Source organism: Pseudotabrizicola algicola, assembly GCF_010915705.1.
Lineage (GTDB): Bacteria > Pseudomonadota > Alphaproteobacteria > Rhodobacterales > Rhodobacteraceae > Pseudotabrizicola > Pseudotabrizicola algicola.
This window is the reverse complement of sequence record NZ_JAAIKE010000001.1, coordinates 862,641-889,043: the sequence shown is the minus strand read 5'-3', so window position 1 is coordinate 889,043 and position 26,403 is coordinate 862,641. Positions and strand designations below refer to the sequence as shown.

The 26,403-nt window shown below is 64.2% G+C and carries 28 protein-coding genes; 16 read left to right on the top strand and 12 right to left on the bottom strand.

What is annotated here, in order from left to right; translation table 11 throughout:
* Positions 1 to 196 precede the first annotated feature (196 nt).
* Complete coding sequence (locus G3572_RS04305) at positions 197 to 1,252, bottom strand: LacI family DNA-binding transcriptional regulator (RefSeq protein WP_164609414.1); 1,056 nt, start codon at positions 1,250 to 1,252, stop codon at positions 197 to 199.
* Between the two features lie 110 nt (positions 1,253 to 1,362).
* Between G3572_RS04305 and bglB the strand changes: the two genes are divergently transcribed.
* From bglB to G3572_RS04270, 7 genes are read left to right on the top strand one after another with little or no spacing between them, the layout of a single operon-like run.
* The gene (gene bglB / locus G3572_RS04300) at positions 1,363 to 2,463 is read left to right on the top strand and encodes a beta-galactosidase BglB (RefSeq protein ID WP_164609413.1); all 1,101 of its coding nucleotides are present in this window, start codon (positions 1,363 to 1,365) and stop codon (positions 2,461 to 2,463) included.
* On the top strand, positions 2,460 to 3,293 hold the full coding sequence (kduI, locus tag G3572_RS04295) for a 5-dehydro-4-deoxy-D-glucuronate isomerase (RefSeq protein ID WP_164609412.1): 834 nt from the start codon (positions 2,460 to 2,462) through the stop codon (positions 3,291 to 3,293). Before bglB ends, kduI begins: the two co-directional genes overlap by 4 nt.
* 9 nt (positions 3,294 to 3,302) lie before the next feature.
* Entirely contained in the window at positions 3,303 to 5,777 is a 2,475-nt protein-coding gene (locus G3572_RS04290; RefSeq protein WP_164609411.1) for a hypothetical protein, read from the top strand.
* A gap of 46 nt (positions 5,778 to 5,823) precedes the next feature.
* On the top strand, positions 5,824 to 7,086 hold the full coding sequence (locus G3572_RS04285) for an ABC transporter substrate-binding protein (protein ID WP_164609410.1): 1,263 nt from the start codon (positions 5,824 to 5,826) through the stop codon (positions 7,084 to 7,086).
* 36 nt (positions 7,087 to 7,122) lie between these two features.
* On the top strand, positions 7,123 to 8,103 hold the full coding sequence (locus G3572_RS04280; RefSeq protein ID WP_354003986.1) for a carbohydrate ABC transporter permease: 981 nt from the start codon (positions 7,123 to 7,125) through the stop codon (positions 8,101 to 8,103).
* Positions 8,100 to 9,149 carry a carbohydrate ABC transporter permease gene (locus tag G3572_RS04275; RefSeq protein ID WP_164609409.1) on the top strand — a complete coding sequence of 350 codons (1,050 nt, stop codon included), beginning with the start codon at positions 8,100 to 8,102 and terminating at the stop codon, positions 9,147 to 9,149. The genes G3572_RS04280 and G3572_RS04275 overlap by 4 nt, the downstream gene beginning before the upstream one ends.
* A 10-nt stretch (positions 9,150 to 9,159) precedes the next feature.
* Positions 9,160 to 10,215, top strand: coding sequence for an ABC transporter ATP-binding protein (locus G3572_RS04270; RefSeq protein ID WP_164609408.1), 1,056 nt, complete (start codon positions 9,160 to 9,162; stop codon positions 10,213 to 10,215).
* Here G3572_RS04270 and G3572_RS04265 read toward each other — a convergent pair.
* On the bottom strand, positions 10,212 to 11,105 hold the full coding sequence (locus G3572_RS04265) for an alpha/beta hydrolase family protein (RefSeq protein WP_164609407.1): 894 nt from the start codon (positions 11,103 to 11,105) through the stop codon (positions 10,212 to 10,214). The genes G3572_RS04270 and G3572_RS04265 overlap by 4 nt on opposite strands.
* A gap of 153 nt (positions 11,106 to 11,258) precedes the next feature.
* Here G3572_RS04265 and G3572_RS04260 point away from each other — a divergent pair, with 153 nt between their 5' ends.
* Both G3572_RS04260 and G3572_RS04255 read left to right on the top strand, forming a co-directional pair.
* A complete protein-coding gene (locus G3572_RS04260) occupies positions 11,259 to 11,666 on the top strand; it encodes a hypothetical protein (protein WP_164609406.1) in 408 nt (135 codons plus the stop codon).
* A gap of 146 nt (positions 11,667 to 11,812) precedes the next feature.
* Positions 11,813 to 12,283 (top strand): Dps family protein, encoded by a 471-nt coding sequence (locus G3572_RS04255; protein WP_164609405.1) that lies wholly within the window; start codon positions 11,813 to 11,815, stop codon positions 12,281 to 12,283.
* A 9-nt stretch (positions 12,284 to 12,292) separates the two neighbouring features.
* On the opposite strand, the gene G3572_RS04250 is transcribed toward G3572_RS04255, so the two are convergent.
* From G3572_RS04250 to G3572_RS04215, 8 genes are all read right to left on the bottom strand, one after another.
* On the bottom strand, positions 12,293 to 12,532 hold the full coding sequence (locus G3572_RS04250) for a DUF1289 domain-containing protein (RefSeq protein WP_164609404.1): 240 nt from the start codon (positions 12,530 to 12,532) through the stop codon (positions 12,293 to 12,295).
* A gap of 37 nt (positions 12,533 to 12,569) precedes the next feature.
* Positions 12,570 to 12,737, bottom strand: coding sequence for a hemin uptake protein HemP (hemP, locus tag G3572_RS04245; RefSeq protein ID WP_164609403.1), 168 nt, complete (start codon positions 12,735 to 12,737; stop codon positions 12,570 to 12,572).
* Between the two features lie 119 nt (positions 12,738 to 12,856).
* Positions 12,857 to 13,726 (bottom strand): TonB family protein, encoded by an 870-nt coding sequence (locus G3572_RS04240; RefSeq protein WP_164609402.1) that lies wholly within the window; start codon positions 13,724 to 13,726, stop codon positions 12,857 to 12,859.
* On the bottom strand, positions 13,723 to 14,112 hold the full coding sequence (locus tag G3572_RS04235; RefSeq protein ID WP_354003985.1) for an ExbD/TolR family protein: 390 nt from the start codon (positions 14,110 to 14,112) through the stop codon (positions 13,723 to 13,725). The genes G3572_RS04240 and G3572_RS04235 overlap by 4 nt, the downstream gene beginning before the upstream one ends.
* Before the next feature lies 1 nt (position 14,113).
* Positions 14,114 to 14,491: an ExbD/TolR family protein gene (locus G3572_RS04230; protein ID WP_164609401.1), complete on the bottom strand. Its 378-nt coding sequence runs from the start codon at positions 14,489 to 14,491 to the stop codon at positions 14,114 to 14,116.
* On the bottom strand, positions 14,478 to 15,149 hold the full coding sequence (locus tag G3572_RS04225) for a MotA/TolQ/ExbB proton channel family protein (RefSeq protein ID WP_164609400.1): 672 nt from the start codon (positions 15,147 to 15,149) through the stop codon (positions 14,478 to 14,480). Before G3572_RS04225 ends, G3572_RS04230 begins: the two co-directional genes overlap by 14 nt.
* A complete protein-coding gene (locus tag G3572_RS04220; protein ID WP_164609399.1) occupies positions 15,146 to 15,553 on the bottom strand; it encodes a hypothetical protein in 408 nt (135 codons plus the stop codon). Before G3572_RS04220 ends, G3572_RS04225 begins: the two co-directional genes overlap by 4 nt.
* Positions 15,547 to 17,661, bottom strand: coding sequence for a TonB-dependent receptor domain-containing protein (locus G3572_RS04215; protein ID WP_164609398.1), 2,115 nt, complete (start codon positions 17,659 to 17,661; stop codon positions 15,547 to 15,549). The genes G3572_RS04220 and G3572_RS04215 overlap by 7 nt, the downstream gene beginning before the upstream one ends.
* A gap of 192 nt (positions 17,662 to 17,853) precedes the next feature.
* Between G3572_RS04215 and G3572_RS04210 the strand changes: the two genes are divergently transcribed.
* The 5 genes from G3572_RS04210 to G3572_RS04190 all read left to right on the top strand — a co-directional run bounded on the left by G3572_RS04210 (position 17,854) and on the right by G3572_RS04190 (position 21,995).
* Positions 17,854 to 18,894 carry a hemin-degrading factor gene (locus tag G3572_RS04210; protein WP_164609397.1) on the top strand — a complete coding sequence of 347 codons (1,041 nt, stop codon included), beginning with the start codon at positions 17,854 to 17,856 and terminating at the stop codon, positions 18,892 to 18,894.
* Positions 18,891 to 19,781: a heme/hemin ABC transporter substrate-binding protein gene (locus tag G3572_RS04205; RefSeq protein WP_164609396.1), complete on the top strand. Its 891-nt coding sequence runs from the start codon at positions 18,891 to 18,893 to the stop codon at positions 19,779 to 19,781. The genes G3572_RS04210 and G3572_RS04205 overlap by 4 nt, the downstream gene beginning before the upstream one ends.
* A complete protein-coding gene (locus G3572_RS04200; protein ID WP_164609395.1) occupies positions 19,781 to 20,833 on the top strand; it encodes a FecCD family ABC transporter permease in 1,053 nt (350 codons plus the stop codon). Before G3572_RS04205 ends, G3572_RS04200 begins: the two co-directional genes overlap by 1 nt.
* Positions 20,833 to 21,615, top strand: coding sequence for a heme ABC transporter ATP-binding protein (locus G3572_RS04195; protein WP_164609394.1), 783 nt, complete (start codon positions 20,833 to 20,835; stop codon positions 21,613 to 21,615). Before G3572_RS04200 ends, G3572_RS04195 begins: the two co-directional genes overlap by 1 nt.
* An 80-nt stretch (positions 21,616 to 21,695) precedes the next feature.
* On the top strand, positions 21,696 to 21,995 hold the full coding sequence (locus tag G3572_RS04190; RefSeq protein WP_164609393.1) for an SH3 domain-containing protein: 300 nt from the start codon (positions 21,696 to 21,698) through the stop codon (positions 21,993 to 21,995).
* Positions 21,996 to 22,022: 27 nt separating this feature from the next.
* On the opposite strand, the gene G3572_RS04185 is transcribed toward G3572_RS04190, so the two are convergent.
* Positions 22,023 to 23,039, bottom strand: a complete 1,017-nt coding sequence (locus tag G3572_RS04185) for an SDR family NAD(P)-dependent oxidoreductase (protein WP_164609392.1) — start codon at positions 23,037 to 23,039, stop codon at positions 22,023 to 22,025.
* A 305-nt stretch (positions 23,040 to 23,344) separates the two neighbouring features.
* Between G3572_RS04185 and dusA the strand changes: the two genes are divergently transcribed.
* Positions 23,345 to 24,289 carry a tRNA dihydrouridine(20/20a) synthase DusA gene (dusA, locus tag G3572_RS04180; RefSeq protein ID WP_240335444.1) on the top strand — a complete coding sequence of 315 codons (945 nt, stop codon included), beginning with the start codon at positions 23,345 to 23,347 and terminating at the stop codon, positions 24,287 to 24,289.
* On the opposite strand, the gene G3572_RS04175 is transcribed toward dusA, so the two are convergent.
* Positions 24,271 to 25,458 (bottom strand): multidrug effflux MFS transporter, encoded by a 1,188-nt coding sequence (locus G3572_RS04175; RefSeq protein ID WP_164609390.1) that lies wholly within the window; start codon positions 25,456 to 25,458, stop codon positions 24,271 to 24,273. The two genes, dusA and G3572_RS04175, sit on opposite strands and share 19 nt — an antisense overlap.
* A 123-nt stretch (positions 25,459 to 25,581) precedes the next feature.
* Here G3572_RS04175 and G3572_RS04170 point away from each other — a divergent pair, with 123 nt between their 5' ends.
* Positions 25,582 to 26,400: a sulfite exporter TauE/SafE family protein gene (locus G3572_RS04170; protein ID WP_164609389.1), complete on the top strand. Its 819-nt coding sequence runs from the start codon at positions 25,582 to 25,584 to the stop codon at positions 26,398 to 26,400.
* Positions 26,401 to 26,403 lie beyond the last annotated feature (3 nt).

The window sequence follows — 26,403 nt, the reverse complement described above, 5'->3', positions numbered from 1 at the left end:
ACTTCGCAAAGCGCCGAGGGAAGGAAGCGCCGCGCGGCAGCGGCAAGTGCGGGTGGAAGTCGGCGCTGTGGCGGGCCCGAAAGAGGTGTCAGCGGGTGATCTATCCCTGCTGACGAAAGCGATGCGGCCCCGAAAAACCAATGTGCTCGGCGCGCGTGCTCGCGTCGTGGCGGTCACCAGACTTTCCGGCTTATCCTCATACACTTGCCCTTGGGGCGGGGCCGCAGGACTGGCGTTCGACGAGGCGGCAGGCGAGTTCGATGCGGCGGGCGGGCATATGGGCCCCGAGGCTCAGATCGCGCAGCAGATCGACGGCGGCGGCTCCGATATGTTGCATCGGGATTTCCAGTGCGGTGAGGGGCGGCGAGAAAAACGCGCCTTGGGCAAGCCCGTCCATGCCCAGCACAGAGACGGTGTCTGGCACCGAAAGACCGAGAGTGGCCAGACCCTGCAACGCTCCCAAGGCGAGGCTGTCGCTGGCGCAGAGCACGGCAGTAAAGTCGACGCCACGCTGATTGACCCGTGCCCGAAGCGCCTCGGCTGCGCGGTCGGGCAGCCAGTCGGGCAGATCCATCTGCAAATCCGGGTCCAGTGCGGTGCCGCCTGCCGTCATCCGGTCGCGCCAGCCTTCGACCCGGCGCTCGATCGTGCGGCGGCCGCGATGGCTGAGAAACAGGATGCGCCGATGCCCGAGTCGCATCAGGTAATCGGTGGCCATCGCGGCGGCCGCGCGGTTGGAGGGCGCAACAGAAGACAGGCGCATCAACGGATCATCGCCATTGACCAGCACGACCGGCTTTGAAAACCGGCGGGCGGCGGCGAGCATATCTTCGTCATCCAGCGTCAGGAACAGTAGCCCCGCGACGCGCGGATCGGTCGCGGCTTCGGCAAGCGCCTGACGCTCTTGGTCGGTGGAGGTAATTGCCTGCGTCACCACTTCTGCACGCAACAGACGGACCCGTTCTTCGATGCCCTGCATCACGTTGAGCGTGAACTGGCTGCGGGCATAATCCTCCATCGCGGCGGGGCTGGCGAGAATCAGCAAGCGCTGCCCGGCGAGGGTCGAGGGCAGCGCATAGCGAAACTCCTGTGCCTTGCGCTGTATTTTCTCGACCAGTTCGGGGCGCACGCCCGGTGCGCCCGACAGGGCGCGGGAAACGGTTGCGACCGAAACGCCGCAGGCGGTTGCCAGATCGTCAAGTTTGATGCGGCGGCTGGGTTTGCCGCTTTTTCCGGGTGGGGCGCTGCGCATGTGCTTTCTTTCAAATCGCCTGACGATGATGCAAAAAATTTTCATGTTGTGCAATTTTTTTGCAGCGCCATGATCCAGTTGCAAGACAAAAGCAGGCCCGAGGGGGAAAGATGCAACCACAAGCTGACCTGATCCGGCAAAAGCTGGGGCAACTGGTGCGAGGTCTGACCGACCTGCGCCATGACGGCCAGTTTGACGAGCCCAATCTTGACGGAACCGCGGGTGACTACATCAGCTTTGACAGTTGGGAATGGCCGCAGGGCGTCGGGCTTTACGGTCTGGCGCAGCTTTGGCGGCGGCACCGCGACCCTGCGCTGCAATCGCTGCTGGAGGGATGGTATGCGCGCCATCTGGACAAGGGACTGCCGGGACAGAACATCAACACCACCGCGCCGATGCTGGCCCTTTCTCTGCTGTGGAGCGAGACGCGTGATCCGCGCTGGCAACCTGCCTTGGATGACTGGGCGACCCGGCTGATGCGGGATGCGCCGCGCACGCTTGAGGGCGGCTTTCAGCATGATGTCTCCGACAAGGTGAACCCGGGCGAGTTGTGGGATGACACGCTGTTCATGGCGGGTTTGTTTCTGGCCCGCTATGGCCATGCCTCTGGCCGGCAAGAGCTTGTGGACGAGGCGATCCGGCAGTTTCTGGTGCATGCGCGTTACCTGTCAGACCCGCAGACGGGCCTCTGGTTCCACGGCTGGACCTTTGACGGGCGGCACAATTTTGCGCGGGCCCGCTGGGCGCGCGGCAATGCCTGGATCACCGCCTGTATTCTGGACCTGTTCGAGATTCCGGGCGTGCCGGGGTCGGTGCGGCTGTTTCTGACCGAGGTTCTGCGCGCGCAGGTTCAGGCGTTGTTGCCGCTCCAGACCCAAAGCGGCGCGTGGCGCACGCTGCTCGATGATCCGTCAAGCTATGAGGAAATCAGTGCGACGGCCGGCTTTGCCTATGGCCTGCTGAAGGCTGCGGGGCAGGGCATCGGCGGGCCGGATTGGGCCGAGGCGGGCTGGCGGGGCGTGTCGGCGGTGCTGGCCAATATCGACGCATCGGGCACGGTGCAGAACGTGTCTTACGGCACCCGCATGGGGCCGGACCTGCAGTTCTACCGTGACATTCCGTTGCAACCCACGGGCTATGGACAGGCGCTGGCGATCCTGTGTCTGGTCGAAGCCGAGGGCCAGCTTGACAGCAAAGGAGTGGCGGCATGATGGATGTGCGCTATGGCGGCAACCCTGCCGATGTGATGACCGCCACGACTGACCGGCTGCGCGCTGATTACATGGTCGAGGGGGCGTTCACGCCGGGTGCCTTGCGGCTGACCTATACCCATGTGGACCGGATGATCCTGGGCGGCGCGGTGCCGACCGATGCGCCGCTGACATTTGGTGATGGCGCGGAACTGGGGACCGAGTTCTTCTTTTCCGACCGCGAGGGCGGGCTGGCCAATCTGGGCGGGCCGGGCGTGGTGGTGGTGGATGGCAGCGAATATCCGATGGGCAACCGCGATATCCTGTATATCGGGCGCGGGGCCAAACGGGTGGAGATGCGCAGCGATGATCCGGCGCGCCCCGCTTGGTTCTACCTGAACTCCGTTCCTGCGGGGGCGGATCATCCGACCCGATTGATCCGGCGCGATCAGGCCAAGCACATCACCTTGGGCGATGCGGCCAAGGCCAATGTGCGCAGCCTTGCCATGTATATTCACCCCGAGGTGTCACCTTCGTGCCTGCTGCTGATGGGCATCACCGATCCGGCGCCGGGCAGCATCTGGAACACGATGCCGCCCCATCTGCATGAACGCCGGATGGAGGCCTATTGCTACTTTGACATGGGCGCTGAGGATCGCGTGATGCATTTTATGGGTCGCCCCGATCAGACGCGGCATCTGGTGATTGCCAATGGCGATCTGGTTCTGTCGCCCGCTTGGTCCATCCACATGGGGGCTGGCACCGGCCCTTACGCCTTTGTCTGGGGCATGACCGGCGAGAACCAGGCCTATACCGACTTTACCCCCGTTCCCATCTCATCGCTTAGGTAAGCATCTGACATGCAAGGCTTTCTGTCCCATCCCCTGACATCCGGCGCGGCCCTTGGCTACTGGCGTCTTGGCCCGACGGTCGAGGCGCGCTTTGACCTGCCCGATCTGCCGATGAAGGGCGAGATGGACCCGTTCTTCTTCCTGACCAAGGACAAGAACTTCATTCCGCACGAATACCCCTGCCGCACGCAATTTGCCGCCGACCGCCGCGACCGGCGCCCGCCCGTGCAAGGCGGGTTCGCGCCTGCGCGCAACTGGTTGCCCTTCGGTTCTCCCCGGCTGGATCTGTCGGGGTTCTGGTTCCGTCCCACCCATATTGCGACATGGGCCGAGACGGTGATCCGTGCGCGGTCTGCCGGAACAGCGCGCCTGCGTCTGCGCACCTGTGGCGGCGCGGTGCTGTTTGTGAATGGCGCGGAGGCGGGCTGGATGGCCCCCTACAAGCGCAACGCCGAGACGGGGGTCGAGTTTTCCGTCAGCCTGAAGCAAGGCGACAACGCGGTTCAGGTGTTCTTCGACGATCTGGCCGAGCGGGATGCCCGCTATTACATCCAGCTCGACTGGCTGGATGGTCCGGAGGCAGAGGGGGGCATACCCACCGCCTGCGCCACCGACCGTGCGCGGGCGATGGAAACCGCCTTGGCCAGCATGCATTTCGACCAACCTGCCTATACAGGGGGCGAGGTCGCCCTGGTCCTGCCGCATACGATGCCGATGGCGGTCGAGGCCGCGATCAGGGTCGAGGGTGATTTCATGTCGCATCACCCTGCGGCTCTGCAACGCCATCTTCCTGCGGGTGCGGCGCGTCTGGTGATCGACCGCGCGGAAAATCTGCCGGGGGATTTCCGGCATTTCATTCCGACGCTGACCGCAGACGGGTTTTCCGCCACCCGCACCTTCGGGGTGGAAGTCTGCGATCTGGCGGCTCAGGGCAGCGTGCCTGCAACTTTGGAGGCGCGGATCGACGAGGCGCTGACTTGGGTGGCGACGCGAGCCGAACCTGACACGGTGGCGGCATTGGCGCGTCTGGCGCAGGGGCTTTCCGGCCCCGAGACCGAAGCGATGATCGACGCGACCCTCCCCGCGATCGAGGATTGCTGGGATTGCGCCGACTTCGCGCTGGTGCCGCTGCTGTGGGGGCGCACACGGTTCGGGCATCTGCTGTCTGACCGTGTGCGCGACCGGATCGATGCGGCCATCCTTGGCTATCGCTACTGGATGGACGAGCCGGGCAATGACGTGCAGTGGTATTTCAGCGAAAACCACGCGCTCTTGTTCCACACCTCGGCCTATCTTGCCGGACATTTGCTGCCGGATGCCACCTTCCGCCGTTCGGGCCGCAGCGGTGCAGAGCAGTCCGCCACCGGACGCGAAAGGGTGCGGGCATGGCTGGATCACTTTGAGCAATGGGAGATGGCAGAGTTCAATTCCGCCCCCTATTTCCCGATCGATCTGAAGGGATTGACCGCGCTTTATGCCCTGTCGCCCGATGCCGATATCCGCGCGCGTGCGGGCCGCGCCGTGGTGCGGCTGATCGAGGTGGTGGCCAATTCGGCGCACCACGGTGTGATCACGGCGGCGCAGGGGCGCAGCTATGAGCACACGCTGCGCGCCGGGCGCACGCTTGAACTGTCGGCCATCACGCGGATGCTGTGGGGGATGGGCCAATTCGGGGCGCGGTTCCACTGCCTGCCGGGACTGGCGCTTGCGCTGCGCGATCATGGCTTGCAGCTTGATGCGGCGCTTTCGGCGCGTGCCAGCCTGACCGAGGGCGAACAGGAATGGATGTTTGCGCAAGGCGAGGGGCGCTTTGCCGCGCTCTACCATGCCAAGACGGCCGACTGGGCTATGGGCTCTGCCGCCGCCTATCGCTGGTTCGACTGGGGGTATCAGGAAACACTGCTGCATGCCCGCATGGGCCGCAATCCGGACGCACAGATCTGGATCAACCATCCCGGCGAGGTGATCCACTCTGGCTATGGCCGCCCGTCCTACTGGGGTGGCTCGGCTTCGGTGCCGCGGGTGCAGCAATACCGCGGGTTGGCGCTGGTCTGGTTTGACGGCCAGCCCGAGCAACCCGATTTCACCCATTGCTGGTTTCCGGGTTTGGCGTTTGATGACAAGCTGTTGCAAGGTGATCTTGCGGCGGTGGTTGCAGATGGGGCCGGTATGGTGATCCGCGCTTCGGGGACGCTCGAGATGGTGGCAGAGGGGCCAACGGCAGGCTGCGAATTGCGTCTGGCGGGGCGTCATGGCTGGTGGATCGTGCGCATGGGACGGGCCGCGCAGGGGCTGGAAGCTTACGTCGCGCAATTTGCGCAACTTACCCCTGACCAGAACGCGAATGTGCGTGCTACAGTCACCGTGGAGGACCCGGAATACGGCACGGTGATGTTCCATGCCGATGGCCGGATCGAAGCGGAGGGGCGCATGGTCAATCCGAAGGACTGGACGGTCGTGGGGCAAAGAACCCTGCACCGATGAAGACGACCCCGGCGAAAACCGGGACACAATGGAGGAGGAAAACGCTATGAAAAAAACACTGATCGCTTTGGCCCTCGGGGCCAGCCTGATGGGCAGCACGGCCTTGGCCGGTGATGTGCGCCTGATGTGGTATTCGGACGGGGTAGAAGGCGAGGTGATGAAAGACCTCGTGGCGCGCTTCAATGCCGAAAACCCCGGCATCAATGTCATTCTGGACGAAGTGGCCTATAAGGTCGTGCAGGAGCAACTGCAGATCCAGCTCGAGGCAGGGACGGGGCCGGATATTGCCCGCGTGACCAATATCAAGACGCTGGCACCGCACTGGCTCGACCTGACCCCGCATCTGTCGGATGCCGAGTATTGGCGCACCAATTTCGGCGCCCATGCCGACTGGATGCGCGAAGATGGCAGCGACGCGATCACCGGCTTCATGACCCAGCTGACGCTGACCGGCGGTTTTGCCAATGCCACCCTGTTTGAACAGGCAGGCATTGCGCTGCCGGGTGAAGGCGCGACCTGGGATGACTGGGTGAACGCGGCCGATCAGGTTGCGAAATCTCAAGGCACGGCGGCAGCTTTCGCCATTGACCGTTCGGGCCACCGGATTTCGGGGCCGAACGTGTCTTATGGCGCGAATTACATCGGCGCCGACGGTCTGCCCGCGCCGGTCGACGACGGCACCAAGGCCTTTGCCGAAAAGTTGGTCGGCTGGGTCGAGGGTGGCCAGATGCTGCGCGACACATGGGTTGCGGCTTCGGGGTCGACCTATCGCGCGGCGGCGGATGACTTCATCAACGCGGCGATCCCGTTCTACTATTCCGGCAGCTGGCAGATCGCAAACCTGTCGACCAAGATCGGTGACGGGTTCGACTGGGTGGCCACCGGCTCGCCCTGTGGCACGGCAGGCTGCTCCGGTCTGGCCGGCGGGGCTGCGCTGGTTGCGGTGAAATACACCCAGAACGCCGAGGAAGTGGCGAAGGTCATGGAGTTTTTCGCGCGTGAAGACATCGTGAAAGAGTTCTCGGAACGCACCCTGTTCCTGCCTGCCCATGCCGGCGTTGCCGCAGCGGGCGGCCTGAACTGGCAGACCGAGGATGCCAACGTCAAGGCGGCGCTGGATGCCTTCGTGGCGGCGGCGGGCGATACCTTGCCGGCGGCCGATGCACTGCCCGCGTGGAAATGGGCCTCGCCCGTCTACGGCGCGCTGGTCAATCGCATCAGCCAGGTGATGGCAGGCGAATTGACGCTGGAAGATGCCTATGCCCGCATCGACCAGGACATCGCTGAACAGGTCGCGGCGGCGCAATAAGCCATGACCGGGGTAAAGGGAATGTTGGGGGCCGTGGTGACGGCCCCCCTGGGCGCGCTCGCCCGTGTGCTGGATGCGCCCTTGCGCCTTTGGCAGCGGCTGACGGGGCAGGGCGGCATGGTGGCGTTCTTTCTGCTGCCGAACATGGCGATCTTCACCATTTTCGTCCTGTTGCCGCTGGTCATCAACGTCGCCTATTCGATGACGACGGGGGCGGCCCTTTTCCTTCCCGAACGCACCTATGTGGGCGCGGCGCAATATGAACGCCTGTTGCGCTGCGCCGATTACACCAATCTGGCCACCTGTCAGGAAGATCAGTTCTGGATTGCCCTGCGCAACACCGGCACCTTTGTGGTGCTGCAGGTGTCGCTGCTGATCGTGGCCGCGACAATTACCGCGCTGATCCTGAACCGGGCGCTGCGCGCGCTCAGTTTCTGGCGGGCGGTGTTCTTCTTTCCGGTGTTGCTGTCGCCGGTGGTTGTTGGCCTCATCTGGCGCTGGATCCTTGACCGCAACGGCGTCTTGAACGCCGCGCTGGTCGGCATGGGGATGGACCCCGTGAACTGGCTTCTAGAACGCAACTATGCCTTTTCGGCCGCGATCGGCGTGACGATCTGGGCGCATCTGGGCTTTTTCGCCCTGATCCTGCTGGCCGGATTGCAGGCCATTCCGCGCGATCTTTACGAGGCCGCCGAGATGGACGGCACCAAGCCTGCCCGCGTCTTCTGGCGGATCACCTTGCCGCTCTTGATGCCCAATATGCTGGTCGTCATCGTGCTGGCGCTGATCCGCGCGGTGCAGGTGTTCGACGAGGCCTATGTGCTGACGGGTGGTGGCCCCGGCACGGCCACACTGTTCCTGACGCAGTATATCTACGAGGTGGGTTTCGCATCCTTGCTGAAGAACCCCGGCCTTGCTGCGGCGGCCTCGATCCTGATGGGCGGGGTGCTGATCCTGCTGACGCTGCTGCAACTGGCGCTTGGCAAACGCAACGAGCGGAAAGGACGCCTGAAATGAGCCGTGCTGTCGCCTTTCTGACCCGCCGCAAGGGCGGGGAGCGCTGGGACTGGACCGATGTGTTCACCTTTGTCTGGCTGGGCTCTGCCGTGTTCATCATGTTCGGGCCTGCGCTGTGGCTGGTGCTGTCATCGTTCAAGTCTCCGGCGCAACTTTCCGAGTTTCCGCCGACGCTGCTGCCATACGAGGCGCAGACGGTGGTGGTGGAAGGCTTCGACCGCCCGCTGCCGCTGTTCACCGTGACCGACGAAGCGGGGACCCGCACCTTGGCCGAGGTGCGCCGCGTGGGTACCGTGGCGCAGATGGTGGACCCGGAAAACCCGGGCGAGGTCGAGCGTGTCAACATCGCCAACCGCACGCCGGTGCGCGAGGTGGGGTTTTCCTGGGGCAATTATCTGGACCCGTTCCTGCGTTTCGACTTCCTGACCTACACCAAGAATTCGATCTTCGTGACGGGGGTGGCGACGCTGATTACCCTGCTGACCAATTCTATGGCAGCCTTTGCGCTGTCGAAATACGAATTCCGGGGGCGGGGCTTTGTGGTGGTGCTGATCATCGCCACGCTGATGATCCCGCTGTCGGTCATTCTGGTGCCGCTTTACTCCATCGTGTCAGGGGTGGGGCTGATCAACTCGCTCTGGGGGGTGATCCTTCCGACGGTGGCCACGCCCACGGGGGTGTTCCTGCTGCGGCAATACATGCTGACCATCCCCGATGAGCTTTTGGAAGCCGCGCGCATGGACCATGCCAGCGAATGGCAGATCTACTGGCGGATCGTGCTGCCCTTGACCGCGCCTGCGTTGGCAGTTCTGGCGATCTTCTCGGTGGTCTGGCGCTGGAACGACTTCCTTTGGCCGCTGATCGTGCTGTCGCGGCAAGAGGTCTATACGCTGCAAGTCGGCCTGAACGCCTATGCCGGCGAGTTGAATGTGCAATGGCACTATCTGCTGGCAATGACCGTCATCACCATGATCCCGGTCGTTCTGGTTTTTATCTTCCTGCAACGGTTCATTACGGCGGGCATCGCCGGAACCGGCTTGAAATAGAGGTTTCCCAATGGGTCGCATACAGTTGCACGATATCCGCAAAAGCTTTGGCGCGGTCGATGTGCTCAAGGGAATTGATCTGACGATCAACGAAGGGGAGCTTGTGGTATTCGTCGGACCTTCGGGCTGCGGCAAATCCACGCTTTTGCGGATGATCGCGGGGTTGGACAAACCGACATCTGGGCGGATAGAGATTGACGGGGTCGATGTCACCCCGCGCTCGGCGGCGGATCGCGGGCTTGCGATGGTGTTCCAGTCCTACGCGCTCTATCCGCATATGACGGTGCGGGCCAATATGGCTTTTGGCCTGCAAAACACCAAGATGCCGAAGCCCGAGATTGATGCCCGCATCGCCGAGGCCGCGCGTATGCTGGAGATCGAGCCGTTGCTGGAACGTCGCCCTGGCCAGTTGTCGGGCGGGCAGCGCCAAAGGGTGGCGATCGGCCGTGCGATCGTGCGGCGGCCGACCGCGTTCCTGCTGGATGAACCCCTGTCGAACCTTGATGCAGAACTTCGCGTCAGCATGCGGGCAGAGCTTTCAGCCCTGCATGAACGGTTGGGGGCGACGATGATCCACGTCACCCATGATCAGGTCGAGGCGATGACGATGGCAGACCGGATCGTGGTGCTGCGCGCCGGCAAGGTCGAGCAGGTGGATACACCGCTGAACCTGTTCAACCGGCCCGCAAATCTGTTCGTGGCAGGGTTCATCGGCGCGCCGGGCATGAACCTTTGGGCAGGGCAGGCGCGGGGCGGCTCTGTTCATCTGGAAAGCGGCGCGCATCTGCCGCTGCCTGCGGGCGTTGCGGTGCCCGATGGTCCGCTGACCTTTGGCATCCGCCCGCAGCACCTGCGTATCGAGGCGGGTGGGCCGCTGCGCGCCGAGGTGCGCCTGGTGGAGGCTTTGGGGCCGGAAAGCGTCGTGCATGCCAATCTTGGCGAGGGGGGCACGTTGCTGGCGGTTCTGCCGGGCCAGCCCGATCTCGCGCGCGGTGCGGTCATCGAACTTGGATACGATGCGCAGGCGGTCCACCTTTTCGGAGCGGACGGGCAGCGCGTGGCCTAGCCTAGCGCCTCGGCCATGAAATCCAGCATGGCGTGATGCATCGCGGCAGTCTCCACATGACCGGACGCTGCCTCGCGGTGAATGACCAGCCGCCCGCCATTTGCGTCATAGGCCGCGCGCACCTCGTTCAGTGCGACATCTGCGGCGGCAGGCGGGGTTAGCGGGTCTTGGTCGCCAAGGCCGATGAACTGCGCGCGCGGTGCAATCAGCCCTGCGATCTGCCCGTTCGAAGCCTGCGCGAGCAAACCCGGCACGGTCAGGTAGATTCCGTGCAGATCATGCTGACCGAGCGCGATCAGCGTGCGGAAATCGGCAAGGCAGCATTCATGCGCCGTCGCCTTTACCCTTGGTTCCAACGCGGCCAACCAATAGCCGAGCGTGGCCCCCATCGAGAGGCCGAATACCCCGATGCGATCTGCCTGCACCAAGGGATGCGCGGCCAGCCAATCCACGGCGGCCAGATTTTCTGCGAGCATCTGCCCTGCAAGTGAGCGGCCTTCCCACAGCAGCGCCTTGCTCATGGCGCTTTCGCTCTGTCCTGCGCGGCTGCCAAAACAGGGCATGTCAAGGCACAGCGACGCGATCCCCCGTGCGGCCAAGGCGCGGCCTGTGGGTGCAAAGAGGGCGGGGCGGCCTTCAATCACCTCGGCGGCGCCGATATCGTAGCGGTCGCCATGCGCATGGATGATCAGAACGCTCGGCGTCGGCCCCGCGATATGGGAAGGGAGGCACCAGAAGGCGCGAAAACGCTCGCCCCCATAGCGCATGTCCAAGGCTTCGGCGCGGCAGGTTGCATCATTGACCACGGTCGCAACAGCGGTGGCCCGCAGCGCCGGGAGCGCCCCATCAAGACCAAAGGCCTTGCGCAAGGTGTCGCGGCTTTGCTGCATGGCTTTCCCCCCTGTGTCATTGCGATGGCTGTCCCCCTTCAGAGTGACGGCCCAAGGCGCGCGGGTCCAGCGACAAGTTGGCACGCAAGGTGCATCGGTTCTGGACGGGCCAGAAATAACCAACTATAAAACTCAGGTAAAGGGAGCATACCCATGCAGGCCATCGCCGATACCCAAGCCTTCCGTCAGTTGACCACCGATATCCCGCTCTGTGTGGCGGCCTTGCGGCGTCTGGCACCGCGGTGTCAAGCGGCCGCGCGGCTTGATCTGTTTCGCGCCTGTGCGATGCTTTCGGCGCAGCCCGACATAGCGGCTGCTGCTTATGCAGAGGCGCTGCTGCGCGGTCTGGCGGTGCTGTTCGGGCGTCCGCCCGTGCTGCATCAGCCGGCTGCACCGGAACTCTCCTTTGATGAGCGCTGGATCGCCAGCCTTGTTGCTGCGGCGCTGCGTGGTGATGACAGCAGCCTGCGGTTCTTGCTGGCATCGCGCCTGCCACGGCATGCATGGCGGCAGATCGGCTGGCTCGCCGGGCAATTCGCCCTGCGGCAAGACCGGGTGTAACCGACCGATTTCGTCAGATTTAGAATTATTCTAAAAAGGGGTTGTCCTCTGGCTCTGCTGCGCCTAACTTGAGTGGGCGGGGTAGCCAGCCAGCATGCCAGCAAATCCCGCCCCGGAATTCCGAAACGTCATTCAGGAGGTCAGGCATGGCGCAAGCTTCAGCCCAAATTAGCCCGTCCGCACGCGAGGCCGTGTGCGAAGCGCTCAATCAAGGTGTTGCCGAAACTGCGGTCACCACGATGCTGGCGCAGAATTTCCACTGGAACGTCACCGGCATGGGCTTTGGCCCGCTGCACGCCCTGTTCCAGACCATTTACGAAGATCACTTCACCGCGCAGGACGATCTGGCGGAACGGATCAAGGCGCTTGACGGTCATGCCGAAGGCCAGTTGGCTGGCATGCTCAAGCGCTCGAAAGTGGCCGAGCATGATGGCCGTGCCAAGGCCGAGGTGATGGTTGCGACATTGCTTTCCGCACAAGAGACCCTTGCGGCGACGATGGCGGGAATCGCAGCGGTGGCGGAAGAAAACGGTGATCTTCTGACGCAGGATCTGGCGATTTCCCGTGGTCAGACCCACGAGAAATTCGCCTGGATGCTGCGCGCGCATTTGCGCTGAAGGCTCTCGTCAAAGCGGGCTTTTCACATCCCGCTTTTCGCAGCGCTTTTCATAGGCCGGTGCCCAGTGGCGGTAGCGGCCCATGTCATTTTGCTGATGCACCAGCATGTCTATAAAGGCACGCTGGTGTTTTTCTTTCTTCAGTTTCTTGAACAGGTCCTTCTGGGCCTTGGTCATCGAACATCCGATGCAATGGCCATCGCGCTTGAACTTGCAGACGCTGATGCAGGGAGAGGGAAGTTTTGTCATCTGATCCTTGCTGGGCTTTGCTGCCCGATCGCTGGGGTCACTTTGTCAGGATGAGTTTGCCGCCACGGGTGATGCGCAGCACATAGACCTGCCCGTCCAGAGCAATATGCGCCACCTGTCCGCCTTGGGTCAGCGACAGGGCTTCATGCAAGGGCGCGCTTGCAAGGTCTGGCTGGGGTGGCGCGGGGGGCGGAGTGTCTTGCATCTGTGTAGGGCCTGTGCGGAGGGGCGGGCAGGCAAGCAGCCCGCCGTCTATTGGTGACTATTTTAGTTGGTAATGTCAATCGGTGCGGATCCTGCAGCGACGCAAAGTTGCGGCCCCCGCTAACGCCGCCCGACAAATTCAAATGTGAAATCTGTGGTAGCCCCTGCCGGAGGTGGCGGAAACGGTGCGGCACGGCGAATATGGTCGAGGGCGGCCCGCTCCAGTTGCGGATCACCCGTCGAACGGGCAATGCGCGATGCGGCCAGCGCGCCCGAGGGGCCGACGCGGAACGCCACCACCACCGTGCCGCGCGCGGCGATCGCGGGTTTTCGCGTCCGTTCGATCTGCCGCAGGACGAGGCCGGGATAGGTGGAACTGGCAGCACTGCCGGTTTGCGCGCTTTCTGCCGTGCGGTTTGATGCGGTGGCGGCAGCGCCCGCGCTTGCCTTGCCGCTTTCACTGCCCTTCCGCGCGTTGCGATCTGCGTTACCGGCAGGGGCGGCCTTGCGTGCCTCGGCCTGTTCGGGGGCGGGCTGTTCGCTGCGCGCGCGCGGACGGGGCGAGCGATCGGGGGCTGCGCTGGTGACGCTGACTTCCTCTGCGGCAGATTGCACGGGCTGCGCGGCGACTGGCGGCGTTACGGGGTGCAACTCCTGCGTCATCGGGGCGGCGGCGGGCAAATCGGCGTCTTGCCGTGGGGCCAATGCGGGAACGGGCGCAGGCGCAGGGGTGGTGGCCATCGGGACCGGAGGCACCGGCGCAGGGGCGGCCACGGCTGTCGGAGTCTGGCGCGGCTCTGCTGGTGTCGTCGCCGCAACCGGCTGCGCGCCAATGGCGAGATCCTCGAAAGATTCGCCCAGCAGGGCAATGGTGGCTCCGCCGCCGCCTTCGATGGCAGTCGCCTCTTTCGACGTGATCGCGATGGCTCCGGCGGCATGCAGCGCACCAGAGATGGCGAGCGCGGCGGCAAAGGGAAGCGACTGTCTCATGGCGTGGACCTTTCGGTGACAAGCCGCACCTCGGCTGCACCGGCTGCGCGCAGGGTAGAGGCAAGGTGCAGCAGGTCTTGCGCGGGCAGATCGCGGGCGGGCACCAGTCGTAGCACTTCGGAGCCTTCGGCAAGGCGCGCGGCGGCAAAGGCCTCTGGGCTGGTGACGACGCCGCGCCATAGTGTCGTGCCATCGGCGCGGATGGCCAAGGCATCATCCGGCGCGCGGCTTGAAACCGAGGCGGCGTCGATCAGGCGAATGTTGCGGTCGACAGGGGCGGCGACCTGACCTGCGACCAGAAAGAAGATCAGCATCAGGAAGACCACGTTGATGAGCGTGATGGTGGGTTCGGATTTTTGGCGGGCTGGTGGCGTAAGACGCATCATGTCAGCCCCCGATCACGCGCAAGGTAACGCCGCGCAGATCGCGGACGATGGCCAGCACATCGACCAAGCGCTGCGCCGTGATCCCTTCTGCCGGCGCCAGAACCACCTGCAGCGGCGCGCGGGCGCTCAGGGCCGCCGGCAGCTCTTCCATCGCGATGGGTTTGGTATCCAGCATCATCGTCTCGGCGGTCAGGCGCAAAAGGGCTGGCGGCTCTTGCGGGGCGGGAACGGTCCCAGCCGCTGCGGTGGTCAATGGCAAATCGCCAAAGCGGGTGAAGGTCGAGGACAGCATGAAGAACAAGAGCAGCAGGAAGATGACGTCGATCAGCGAGGTCATCGACACCGTCTTGCGTCGCCGGGGCCGGTCAAGCCGGAACATAGGTTTGACCCCTGATCGCTGCGGAGGCGCGGGGCGTGGCCATGCCGGGGCACAGGGCTGCCTCGATCACCACTGTTGCCATGCGTCGCTCGGCTGTCATGCGTGAGTCAAGCCATGCAAGCAGTGCCGACACCGGCATGGCGACAGCAAGTCCGGCCGCCGTGGTCATCAGCGCCACCCAGATCCCTCCTGCCAGCACCGAAGGGTCTACTGCCTGTCCCGCCCCTTGCATGGCGCGGAAGGCGTCGATCATGCCCAGAACCGTGCCGAACAGGCCCAAAAGCGGGGCGATCTGGGCTATCGTGTCGAGCAGGCGAAACCCCTGTTCCAGCCGGGACAGGCGCAGCTCGGCCAAGGTGTAAAGCCGTTCGCGCGTTTCCGGCCCGTCCGATCGCAACGCTTCGGACAGCAGGGGCGCAAGATGGCTTTGCGCCGCATCGGAAAGGGCTCGGGCGCGTGTGGTCTGACCCGCGTCTTGCGCCGCAATGGCCGCTTCCAGCCCCTGATGCCGCCCGACACCTGCCGCGCGGAACTGCCAGACTTTCCACAGCACGACCGCGCCCGCCAGCACCGAAAGGGCGAGGATCAACGCCACCACCGGACCACCAAGGGCGATCAGCGCGCTCAGGGCGTCGCGCGCCTCGATCAGATGTATCATCCTGTCACCTCTATTTCGTCGATCATGGAACTGGGCCTCAGGGCGGCCGCGCAGGTCTCGGGCCGCGCGCCCTCGCAGGCTGAGACGCCGTTGAACAGCACCTGACCCAGATCGGTGCAGGCCAGTCCGTCCACGTCAAACTGGCGCACCCTTTGCCGTCCACCCGGCAGCGCCCCGAAATCGAACAGGGTAAACTGCGCGACCTTTCCGGCCTTGGTGAAAAGCACCGCTTCTGTGACCACGCGGGCCAGATCGGTGCCGGAGTCATTGCGCGCCACAAAGGTCAGGCGGCAGGCATCGGGCTGCGGCTCGACGGTGTTCAGCCCGATCTCGATGTCCTGCGCGCAGGCCGCGCTTGCGGCGATGGCAAATGCCACCGCCGCCGCCAAGAGCCGGATCACCATGACAGCGCCTTGGCAAGGCTGAGCTTGACTGTGCGGCCCCGGCCCTGATCGGCCGAAAGGTTGTTCCGATAGTCGCGGTCAAACACGTTCTCGACCGCGACCTGCACGTCAAAGCCTTCAAAAGCCCCGCTTTGCGGTTTGAACGATACGAAGACAGCATGCGTTGCATAGCCTGCGTAGCGGGTGGGCGTGATCACGCCGGTCGCGGTGCTGCGCGTGGCCGTGGTGATGCTGTCAACGAAATTGCCGCGCCAGCCGTATTCGATGCCACGCTCCGGTGCCCGCCCGCCCAATGTGAGCGAGACAGACTCGGCGGGGGTGGTGGCAAGCGTATAGCTGAAGTCGCGATCCTTGCCCAAGACCCGCGAGTAGGCAAGCCGGCCGAAGACGCGGTCCGCTTCATAACCGGCCTCGATCTCGGCCCCGTGAAAGCGGGCGCGGGCGAGATTGCGGTGAAACACCGTGTCAGTGGTGGCAGTCGTGGTGATCAGATCGTCGATGCGGTTCTGGAACACGGTCGCCTTGATCTGGAGGCTGTCATCTGGCCCCCACAGCCCCTGACGCGACCATGCCAGACCAAGTTCGGCATTGGTGGCGGTTTCCTTGTTCAGCGACAGGGCAGGGGCCTTGGTGGCGGACCAGGAATAAAGCTCATCCAGTGTCGGCAACCGTTCGGTGCGTGCCAGCGAGCCAAAGACCGACAGATCATCGCTCAGCTTGTAAAGCGCGGCAAAGGTCAGGGCGGTGGCCTCATCCTTGACGGGGGCTGCTCCGGGCACAGCCGCGCCCTGTTTGCGATTGCCAAAATCCACGCGTGCCCCGCCGATCAGCGTCAGGCGCTCTCCCAGAAGAAGCTCCGATTGGGCATAAATCCCGATCTTGCGGTCGGTCCCTTCGGGGTGGAAGCCCAGCGGGCCGGCACTTTGCGCAACGCGGCGCTGGTTGGTGGCTTGCAGACCAAAGGTCAGGAAGTTTTCCCACCCTGCGCCTTGCAGGCTTGCGGTGTTCTCGACCTTCAGCAGCGCGGTTCGGTATGCGTAATCCACGGCGCAGAACACGTTCAGGTTCGAGGGCGTTGGCAAGCAGGTTTGCGGCGCCCCCGACAGCGTGCGCGCATTGCGTTGCGATACGGCGGTATCAGACCAGGCCAATTGCACCTTGGGGTTCAACCACGCCAGATCGGTGGTCGCCTGCCATTCGGCGCTGATCGTGGTGTCGGTTGTGTCTCGCTGCACGATGCCGAAGGTATCGGCCACCACATTGCCGCCGCCCGTCTGCGACAAGGTTGCGTTGTCATTGTCACTTTCAAAGCGCTGTGCCGAGAGGCGCAGGGTTTGCGTCTCGCCCAAGCGGAACGTGCCTTTGAGCAAGGCCGATGGCGCAGAAGATCCGGTGCCGCGCAGGGTCGTGCCGGCGCCATCCTTGTAATCCTTTGCTGTCCGATAGCCCAAAGCCGCAAGGAACTCCGCTCCGGGCGCTGTGCGAAGGGCATAGATCGCCGATCCGACAACCCCGTCGCCATTGGTGTCATAGCCCAGCTTGAACCGCGCTGCCGCGGATTTTCCGTCGGGGATGAAATCCCCTGCGTCCTTGGTTTCGAAGTTGACCGTGCCGCCAATCGCACCCGAGCCGTAAAGCACGGCGGACCCCGGCCCGCGCAGCACCTCGACCCGGCGGTAAAGCTCTGGCTCGGTGAAGAAAGAGCCAAGACGGTATTGTTCGTAGAACTTCGGGACGCCATCGACATTGACGATGATGCGCGCCTCGCTGGCGGTCTGTTCGGTGGCACCGATGCCGCGAATGTTGAACGCGGTGCCAAGCGGACGGTCAGAGCCTGCGGTCTGCACCCCCGGAACGTTGCGGAACAACTGGCCGATGGTGGCGGGTTGTTCCCGGTCGATGTCTTCCTGCTCCAGCGCGGTGACCGCTTGCGGCGTGTCGATGGCCACTTTCGATTGCCCCGCCCCAAGGATCAGCCGCCCCAGAAAGGTGCCGGTACCAGCCGACTCCTGTGCGCTGGCGGGAGCGGCGATGGCGATGATGGCGGCGGTGGTCAACAGGCGGGCAAGGCCCGGAAAGGCCGGTGGCCTCTGAGAAGTCGGTTGCATGGCGTTTCCTTGGTCGCGACGGTTTTGGTCGGCTGGCGGAACGCTGGCACCCTGCGGGATCGCTCTTGACCCCGCTCGACTCGGCTTCTAAATTGCCCGAGTAAAATCGTCAAGTATTGCAAAGCGCCATCCAGCTTACGGGCAAATGCCCCTGCCAGACATGCGACTGCCCCCATGTCAAAGGATGCCCTTATGCTGCTTTCCTCCGAACTTCTTGCCCGCATCGCCGCAGCCCGCAGTGATCATCCCAAATTGCGCGAGCGTGATCTGGCTGCCGCCATCGGCGTAACCGAGGCGCATCTGCTTGCCGCCGACGTGGGCGGGGCGGTGACGCGGATCGTGGCTGATCCGGCCAAGCTGATTCCCCATGTGGCCAGAATGGGCGAGGTCATGGCACTGACGCGCAATGAAAGTGCGGTTCACGAGCGTCGCGGGGTCTACACCGGTTTTCACGCGGGGCCACATGCGGCGATGGTGCTGGGCGAAGAAATCGACCTGCGCATCTTTCCGCGCCACTGGGTGCACGGCTTTGCCATTCGTCGGGAAACGGATCAGGGCGTCAAACGCAGTCTGCAGGTGTTCGACAATGCGGGCGATGCGGTTCACAAGGTGCATCTTGGCCCGCTGTCCGATGTGGCCGCCTTTGATGCGGCGGTAGAGGCGCTGGCCTTGCCCGCAGACTGCGCCTTTGACATCGCGGAGCGTGTGGGGGCCGATCCTGCCCGCATCGCCGAAGATCGTATCGAGGCACTGCGCCATGACTGGGCGCATATGACGGACACGCACCAGTTTCTGGCGATGGTGCGCAAGTTGAAGATGAACCGACTGGGCGCAAACCGCGCGGTCGGGCCGCAGTTTGCGCAGCCCTTGCCGCTTGATGCGGTGTCGACGGCGCTGGAGCGTGCCTCGGAAGAGGCGCTTAAGATCATGATTTTTGTCGGCAATGACGGCTGCATCCAGATCCATTCGGGAACGGTCGATCGGCTGATGCCGATGGGGCCGTGGCAGAATGTGATGGACCCGCGCTTCAACCTGCATCTGCGCACCGATCACATTGCCGAAGTCTGGCGGGTGGTGAAGCCGACCAAGCGCGGTCCGGCCATCTCGATCGAGGCGTTTGATGGGGAGGGGCGGCTGATCTTGCAGATGTTCGGCAAGCGCGCCGAGGCCGATACAGATACCCGTGGATGGGACCGGATGACCGAAACCCTGTTGGCCGAGGTAATGGCATGACCTCCCTGCGCAATCGGGCCATGGAGCGCGTTCAAGCCGGAGCGGCGGCGCTTGTGCTGGTAACGGCCCTCGCGAGCGGGGCGCAGGCGGAAGACGGGCCGCGCCGCGTGGTTGCTGCGGGCGGATCGGCGGCGGAAATCGTCTTTGCGCTGGGCCAAGGGGATCGCCTCATCGCGCGCGACACCACATCGAGCTATCCCGAGGCAGTGCTTGCCTTGCCCGATGTGGGCTATGTGCGCAGCCTGTCGGCAGAAAACCTGATCGCGATGGACCCCGATCTGATCTTGGCCGAGCATGATGCCGGCCCGCCCGAGACCATCGAGATACTGGCCCATGCCGGTGTGCCGCTGGTGACTTTGCCCGAGGCGCGCACCCCTGCCGATGTGCTGGCCAAGATCAGCGTGACAGCGCAAGCGCTTGGCGTGCCAGAGGCCGGGGCGGCGCTCGCAGCGCGCACGCAGGCAGAGCTTGATGCCGCAGCGACGGCGGCGGCGTCACTGCCGATCCGGCCACGGGTCTTGTTTGTGCTCTCGATGCAGGGGGGCCGGATTTTGGCGGCGGGGACGGAAACATCGGCTGCGGCGATGATCGCCATGGCCGGCGGGGTGAATGCGGTGACGGACCTGTCGGGATATAAGCCCCTGACAGACGAGGCGGCCATCGCCGCCGCGCCCGATGTGATCCTCGTCATGGATCGCGGCGGCGATCTTGCGATCGAGACGGACCAGTTGCTTGCCCACCCCGCCTTGGGGCTGACCCCTGCAGGGCAGGCGGGGCGGGTGCTTCGCATGGACGGGCTCTACCTTCTTGGCTTCGGGCCGCGCACCGGCGCTGCGGCGCTCGAGTTGAACCGCGCCCTGCGCGGCGGTTTGGCGGAGCAAGGCTGATGGTGGCGCTGGATATTCCCCGTCTGGCCGGAGAGCGAGAAGCACAGGCACGGCTGACGCTGTTTGTGCTTGCCGCTGCACTGGCGCTGGCCATGCTTCTCAGCCTGTCGCATGGCGCATCTGGCGTATCTCTGTGGTCGCTTACGCTCGGCGATGCCATGCCCGCGCGTGATCGCCTGATCTTGTGGGAGATCCGGCTGCCGCGCATGCTGACGGGTGTGCTGGTCGGGGCCTCGCTTGCGGTGGCTGGGGCGGTGATGCAGGGGCTGTTCCGCAACCCGCTGGCAGATCCCGGTCTTGTGGGCGTGGGGGCGGGCGCAGGTTTGGGGGCGGTTCTGGCGATTGTGCTTGGGGGGCTCGCGCCGCTTTGGGTCGCACAGACGCTTGGATATCACCTCGTGCCGCTGGCGGCATTTCTGGGCGGCTGGGCGTCCACACTTGTGCTTTACCGCGTTGCCACCCGCGCGGGGCGCACCTCGGTTGCGACCATGCTGCTTGCGGGCATCGCCTTGGGGGCGCTGGCCGGAGCGGTGACTGGCTTGCTGGTCTACATCGCCGATGACCGCCAGCTGCGTGACCTGACCTTCTGGGGCCTTGGCAGTCTGGGCGGGGCAAGTTGGCCCAAGTTGATGGCAGCAGGGCCGGTGATGCTGCTGGCCTTGCTGGCCGCGCCCTTTCTGGCGCGGGGGCTGAACGGTCTGGCTCTTGGCGAAGCGGCGGCGCATCACATCGGTTTGCCGGTGCAGCGCGTTAAGTCGGTGGCCATCCTGACCGTTGCGGCGGCCACTGGGGCTGCGGTTGCCGTCGCCGGGGGGATCGGCTTTATCGGCATCGTGGTGCCGCATCTGCTGCGGCTGGCCACGGGGCCGGATCACCGGTATCTGCTGGTCAACGCAGGCCTTGCCGGGGCGACCCTGCTGCTTTTGGCCGATCTGATCGCGCGCAGCATCATCGCGCCCGCGGAATTGCCCATCGGGATTGTGACGGCCACACTCGGCGCACCTGTTTTCCTGTGGATATTGCTGCGCCGCCGCGGCGTGGTGGACCTGTGATGCTGACGGCAGAAGATATCCGGGTGTCGCTTGGCAAGGTTGAGGTGCTGCACGGCGTGAGCGCGCAGGCACAGGCAGGCGAGGTGACGGTGATCGTCGGCCCCAACGGGTCGGGAAAGACCACGCTGCTGCGCGCCCTGACGGGGGACGTGCCCTATCAGGGCCGGGTGATCCTGAACGGGCAGGATTGCGCAGGGCTCAGCGCATGGGAACTTGCCGCCGTGCGCGGTGTGCTGCCGCAAGCCGCGGTGCTGGCCTTTCCCTTTACCGTGGCCGAGGTGGTTCGGCTTGGCCTGACTTCCGCCCGCCATTCCGGACGTGGTGATCTGGTGGCGCGGGCGCTGGCAGCGGTGGATCTGGCGGGCCTTGCCGCACGCCTTTACCAAGAGCTTTCGGGCGGTCAGCAGGCCCGTGTGCAATTGGCCCGCGTGCTTGTCCAGGTCTGGGAGCCGATGGTGGACGGTCTGCCACGCTGGTTGTTGCTGGATGAACCTGTCGCCAGTCTGGACATCGCTCACCAGTTGGGGGTGGTGGCCCTGATGCGGGATTATGCCCGCAAGGGGGGCGGCGTGGTGGCGGTGCTGCATGATCTGAACCTCACCGCGATGGCGGCCGACCGTGTCTGGTTGATGGATCAAGGCCGCCTGACGGGGCAGGGTCCAGTGGCCGAGGTGCTGACGGATGCCGCCTTGGAACGGGCCTATGGCTGCCGGTTTCGCGTGGGCTGCCTGCCGCCAGCGGGCGGCTGGTTTGCGCTGCCGCAGGCGGCAGGGCCGGTCTGAACTGCTCTCCCTGTGGTTGCTGCCACCCGGCCTTGGCGTATAATCTGCGGTCGAGGCAGATAACAAAACAGGAGAAAACCATGCGCAAGGATGTCTTTGCCGCAATGGCCGTGGTGCTTGGGGCGGGGCTTGGCGTTTCGCCCGCGCTCGCCGAGCGGGCAGGCTATTACGAGGTAACTGCCGTTGCGGCGGATGACATGCTCAAGATGCGGGCGGGTCCGGGCACCGGCTATAAGGTGATTGCGGGCTTTCCCAACGGCACGGTCTTTTGGGTCCATAGCTGCGAGCAGACGGGCAGCACCCGCTGGTGCCGCGTGTCGCTCAAGCAGGCGCGCGGACTTAAGGGATTTGTCTCGCGCGCCTATCTCAAGTCTCAGTAAGCCGAAGCGCCCGATGCAGAGGGCGCTTCAACCCGCCGCCTGCCCCGCGTAATCGTGGATGTACCAGTCGACAAAGGCGCGCACCCCCGTCACGAAATCGGTGCCGGGGCGTGCGCCTGTCAGGGCGGTGATCAGTCTGGCATCGGCCCAAGTCGCCGGAACATCGCCGGGCTGCATGTCCATGTAATTGCGGATGGCCTTGCGCCCTGCCGCCACCTCGATGGCGTCGATGAAGTCTTCCAGCCGGACCTTGTCGGAATTGCCGATATTGACCACGCGCCACGGGGCGACGGGCGACAGGCTGTCGCCCGCGACCGAAGCGCCAGTGCCGGGGATGGCGTCGAACAGGTGCCGTATCCCGCGCACCAGATCATCGACATAGGTGAAATCGCGCCACATGTTGCCGTGGTTGTAGACGTCGATGGGCCTGCCTTCCAGGATCGCCTTGGTGAACTTGAACAGCGCCATGTCGGGCCGTCCCCACGGGCCGTAGACGGTAAAGAAGCGGAACATCGTGATCGGCAAGCCGTGGATATGCGCCCATGAATGGGCCATTGCCTCATTGGCTTTCTTGGTGGCCGCATAAAAAGACATCTGGGTGTCGGCTTTATGGGTCTCGGCATAGGGCATCTGGGTATTCGCCCCGTAAACCGAACTGGTCGAGGCCATCAGAAGATGTGCGGGCCTTACATCAAGAGCGGCCTGCATCACATTGAAGGTGCCGACAATATTGGCATCGACATAGGCTCGGGGATTGTCGATCGAATAGCGCACCCCGGCCTGCGCCGCGAAATGCACGATGATATCCGGACGCGCCGCCGCGACGCAGGATGTCAGGGTGGCCGCGTCTTCCAGAAGGGCGCGCGTCATATGAAAGCGCGCGGATCGGGACAGGATTTCCAGCCGCCGTTCCTTCAGCTTGACGTCATAATAATCGGTCATGCCGTCATAACCGTGAACCGTCCAGCCCTCTTCAAGCAGCAATCTGGCCAGATGAAAGCCGATGAATCCGGCGGCACCCGTCACAAAAGCGGTTTTGCTCACTCTCTGCTCTCCAATGCATTCGTCTTCGCAATGGGTGACACCCTATGCCGCAATTTGCCATCATGCCAGAGGCCGGGCTAGTGCCATCGCCGTGGCAAGGGGGCCGCGCTGCAAACCACGGCGGAGCGGCGGATTTTAGTGCAAGCCCTGTTCACCCTATGCGTTTGCGCCGCAGCGATTTCCCTTTGCTGCCTATATCCGCTATATGCCGCGCGACCACTCCCTCGAAGGGCCGCAAGAGGCGCATGGATTAAGGGCAAGCGAAGACGATGGAACAAAACCCACACAGACTCTCCGTGGCGCCCATGATGGACTGGACGGATCGGCACTGCCGTGTGTTTCACCGCATGATGACGCGCCGTGCGATGCTGTATACCGAGATGGTCACGGCCGCGGCGATCTTGCATGGGCCGCGTCCCAGGCTGCTTGATTACAGCGCGGTCGAGCATCCGGTCGCCTTGCAGCTGGGAGGCTCGGTGCCGTCCGAACTGGCGCAGGCGGTACGGATCGCGCGGGACTGGGGGTATGACGAGATCAACCTGAACGTGGGTTGCCCGTCGGATCGTGTGCAATCAGGCTGTTTCGGGGCGGTGCTTATGGAACGCCCGGGGCTGGTTGCGGATTGCGTCGCGGCCATGATCGCGGAATCGCCCGTCCCTGTGACGGTCAAGTGCCGGATCGGCGTGGATGACCAGATCCCCGAGGAAGTGCTGCCCGGTTTTCTAGAGCAGGTGTCGCGGGCAGGGGTGCGCCACTTCATCATCCATGCCCGCAAGGCTTGGCTGCAGGGGCTGTCACCGAAAGAGAACCGGGAGATTCCGCCGCTGGATTATCCGCTCGTGCTGCGGATGAAGCGTGAGTTCCCGCATCTGACCATCTGCATCAATGGCGGTGTTGCGAGTTTGAGCGCCGCAAAATCCATGCTCGATCAAGGGCTTGACGGGGTGATGATCGGGCGCGCGGCCTATCATGATCCGGCGGCCACCCTGATAGGCGCCGATGCGCTGTGGGGCGACGCATTCGCGCCGGATGCCCACCAGGTCGTGCAGGGCATGCGTCCCTATATCGCCGCACATCTGGAGTCGGGCGGGCGCTTGCACCAGATCACCCGCCACATGCTGGGCCTCTTTACCGGCCGCCCCGGCGCGCGCGGATGGCGGCGCGTGTTGTCCGAGGGCGCCACGCGCAACGCGGCAGGGCTTGATCTGCTCGATCACGCGCTTTCGCAGGTTCAGGCCGCCGCGGCCTGAACCCGAACAAGGCGCGACAGCAGCAGCGCGAGTGTCCCGCAGACCGCGATGGCGGCCAGCATCGGCAGCGCGGTGCCGTCAAAGAAGGGGGCGGTCACGGCAATCATCACGCCGCCTGCCAGCATCTGCAATGTGCCGCCAAGCGAGGAGGCAAGACCTGCGATGTCGCCATGCTCTTCCAGTGCCAAGACCATCACGGTGGGGATGACCAGCCCGAGGAAGGCGTTGGCGATGAAGAGGCCCGCCATCACCACCACCAGCGAGGCAAAGCCCATCGCGCCGATCAGCGCAAGGCAGACCGTGCTGGCGAAAAAGCCCAGCACCGCCACCCGCACCACCCGCGATGCGCCATAGCGCTGGCCGAGTCCGGCCGCGAGTTGCGATGCCGAGAAGAACCCGATCGCATTGACCGCGAAGGCGAGCGAAAAGCCGGTGGGAGAGAGGTTGAAGGCCTGGGTGTAGACAAAGGGGCCTGATGCGATGAACACAAAGAAACTCGCCATCGCAAAGCCGCCAAGGAAGGTCAACGCCATGAAGCCCCGATTGGTCAGCAACCGTTTGGCACCGCGCAGGGTATCGCCCATGTCAAAACGCTGCCGCTGTGCCTGTGGCAGGGTTTCGGCCAAAACAAAGCGGATCATCAAAAGGGAAAGCCCCGCCGCGACGGCCAGCATACCGAAGATCCAGCGCCAGTCGGCAATCGCCATCACCCCTGCGCCGGCCAGCGGTGCCAGCATGGGCGAGACAGAAATCACCAGCATGATGGCTGCCATCAACCGTGTGGCCTGATGGCCGGTGGCCATGTCACGGATGATCGCCCGTGGCACCACCATCACGGCGGCGCCGCCCAACCCCTGCACAAAGCGTCCCGCCGTCAGCCAGCCGATGCTGGGCGCAAGGGCACAGATCAGCGTGCCAAGCAGAAAGATGCCAAGACCGGCATAGAGTGGGGTCTTGCGCCCGGCTTGATCCGCCCACGGGCCGTAAAACAGTTGAGCCACACCGAAGGCCAGAAAATAGGCGGTGATCGTGCCCTGCATGGCCGCAACGCTGGTGCCAAGGTCGGCGCCGATCTCGGGCATGGCAGGCAGATACATGTCGATGGCAAAGGGACCAACGCAAGACAAAAGGCCCAGCACAAGCGCGGGGCGAAGCAAACTGGAAGTCATGAAATGCGACTCGCGTCTGGAAAAGATGGCTCCTGCCTACACCTTTCGCGCACCCGGCGTAAGCCTGCACTGGCCCCCGCCGCAACCCCGCGCTATCACATCGGCGATGCAAGAGGAGTCAGCATGCCAGACCCAAGCCTTCTGATCCCGATGATCGGCCTTTTGGCGGTGATCGGCCTTGTCGCAGGTGTGATTGCCGGACTTTTGGGTGTCGGTGGGGGCATCGTCCTTGTGCCAGCATTTTTCTATGCCTTCGGGCATTTGGGTTTTGCCGGGCCGCAGTTGATGCAGGTCTGTCTGGCGACCTCTCTGGCCACCATCGTGGTCACGTCGTTGCGCTCGGTGCTGGCGCATCACAAGCGCGGGGCGGTGGACTGGCAGATCTTGCGGTCGTGGTCGCCCTATATCGGGGTGGGAGCTGTGATCGGGGTGTTCACCGCTTCGGCCCTGAAGTCGGTGACGCTTCAGGCCATCTTCGGTGTGCTCGGGGTGCTTGTCGGCCTTTACATGGCCTTTGGCCGCTCCGACTGGCGGTTGGGCCAGCAGATGCCGGCGGGGCCGAAACGGGCGGGGCTGGGCGGCATGGTGGGCTTTCTGTCGGTCCTGATGGGCATCGGGGGCGGCAGCTTCGGGGTGCCGCTGATGAGCCTTTACAACACGCCCATCCACCGCGCGGTTGCCACCGCGTCCGGCTTTGGCATGATGATCGCGGTGCCTTCGGTTCTGGTGTTCCTGTTTTTGAATGTCGAAGGCGCGCCGCCCTACACGCTGGGTGCGGTCAACCTGCCTGCCTTTGCGCTGATCTTTGCGATGACCATGATTTCAACGCCTTGGGGCGTAAAGCTTGCCCATGCGATGGACCCGAAACCTCTCAAGCGGGTGTTTGCCGTCTTCATCACGCTGGTTGCGCTCAACATGCTGCGCAAGGTCGTGGGGCTGTGACGG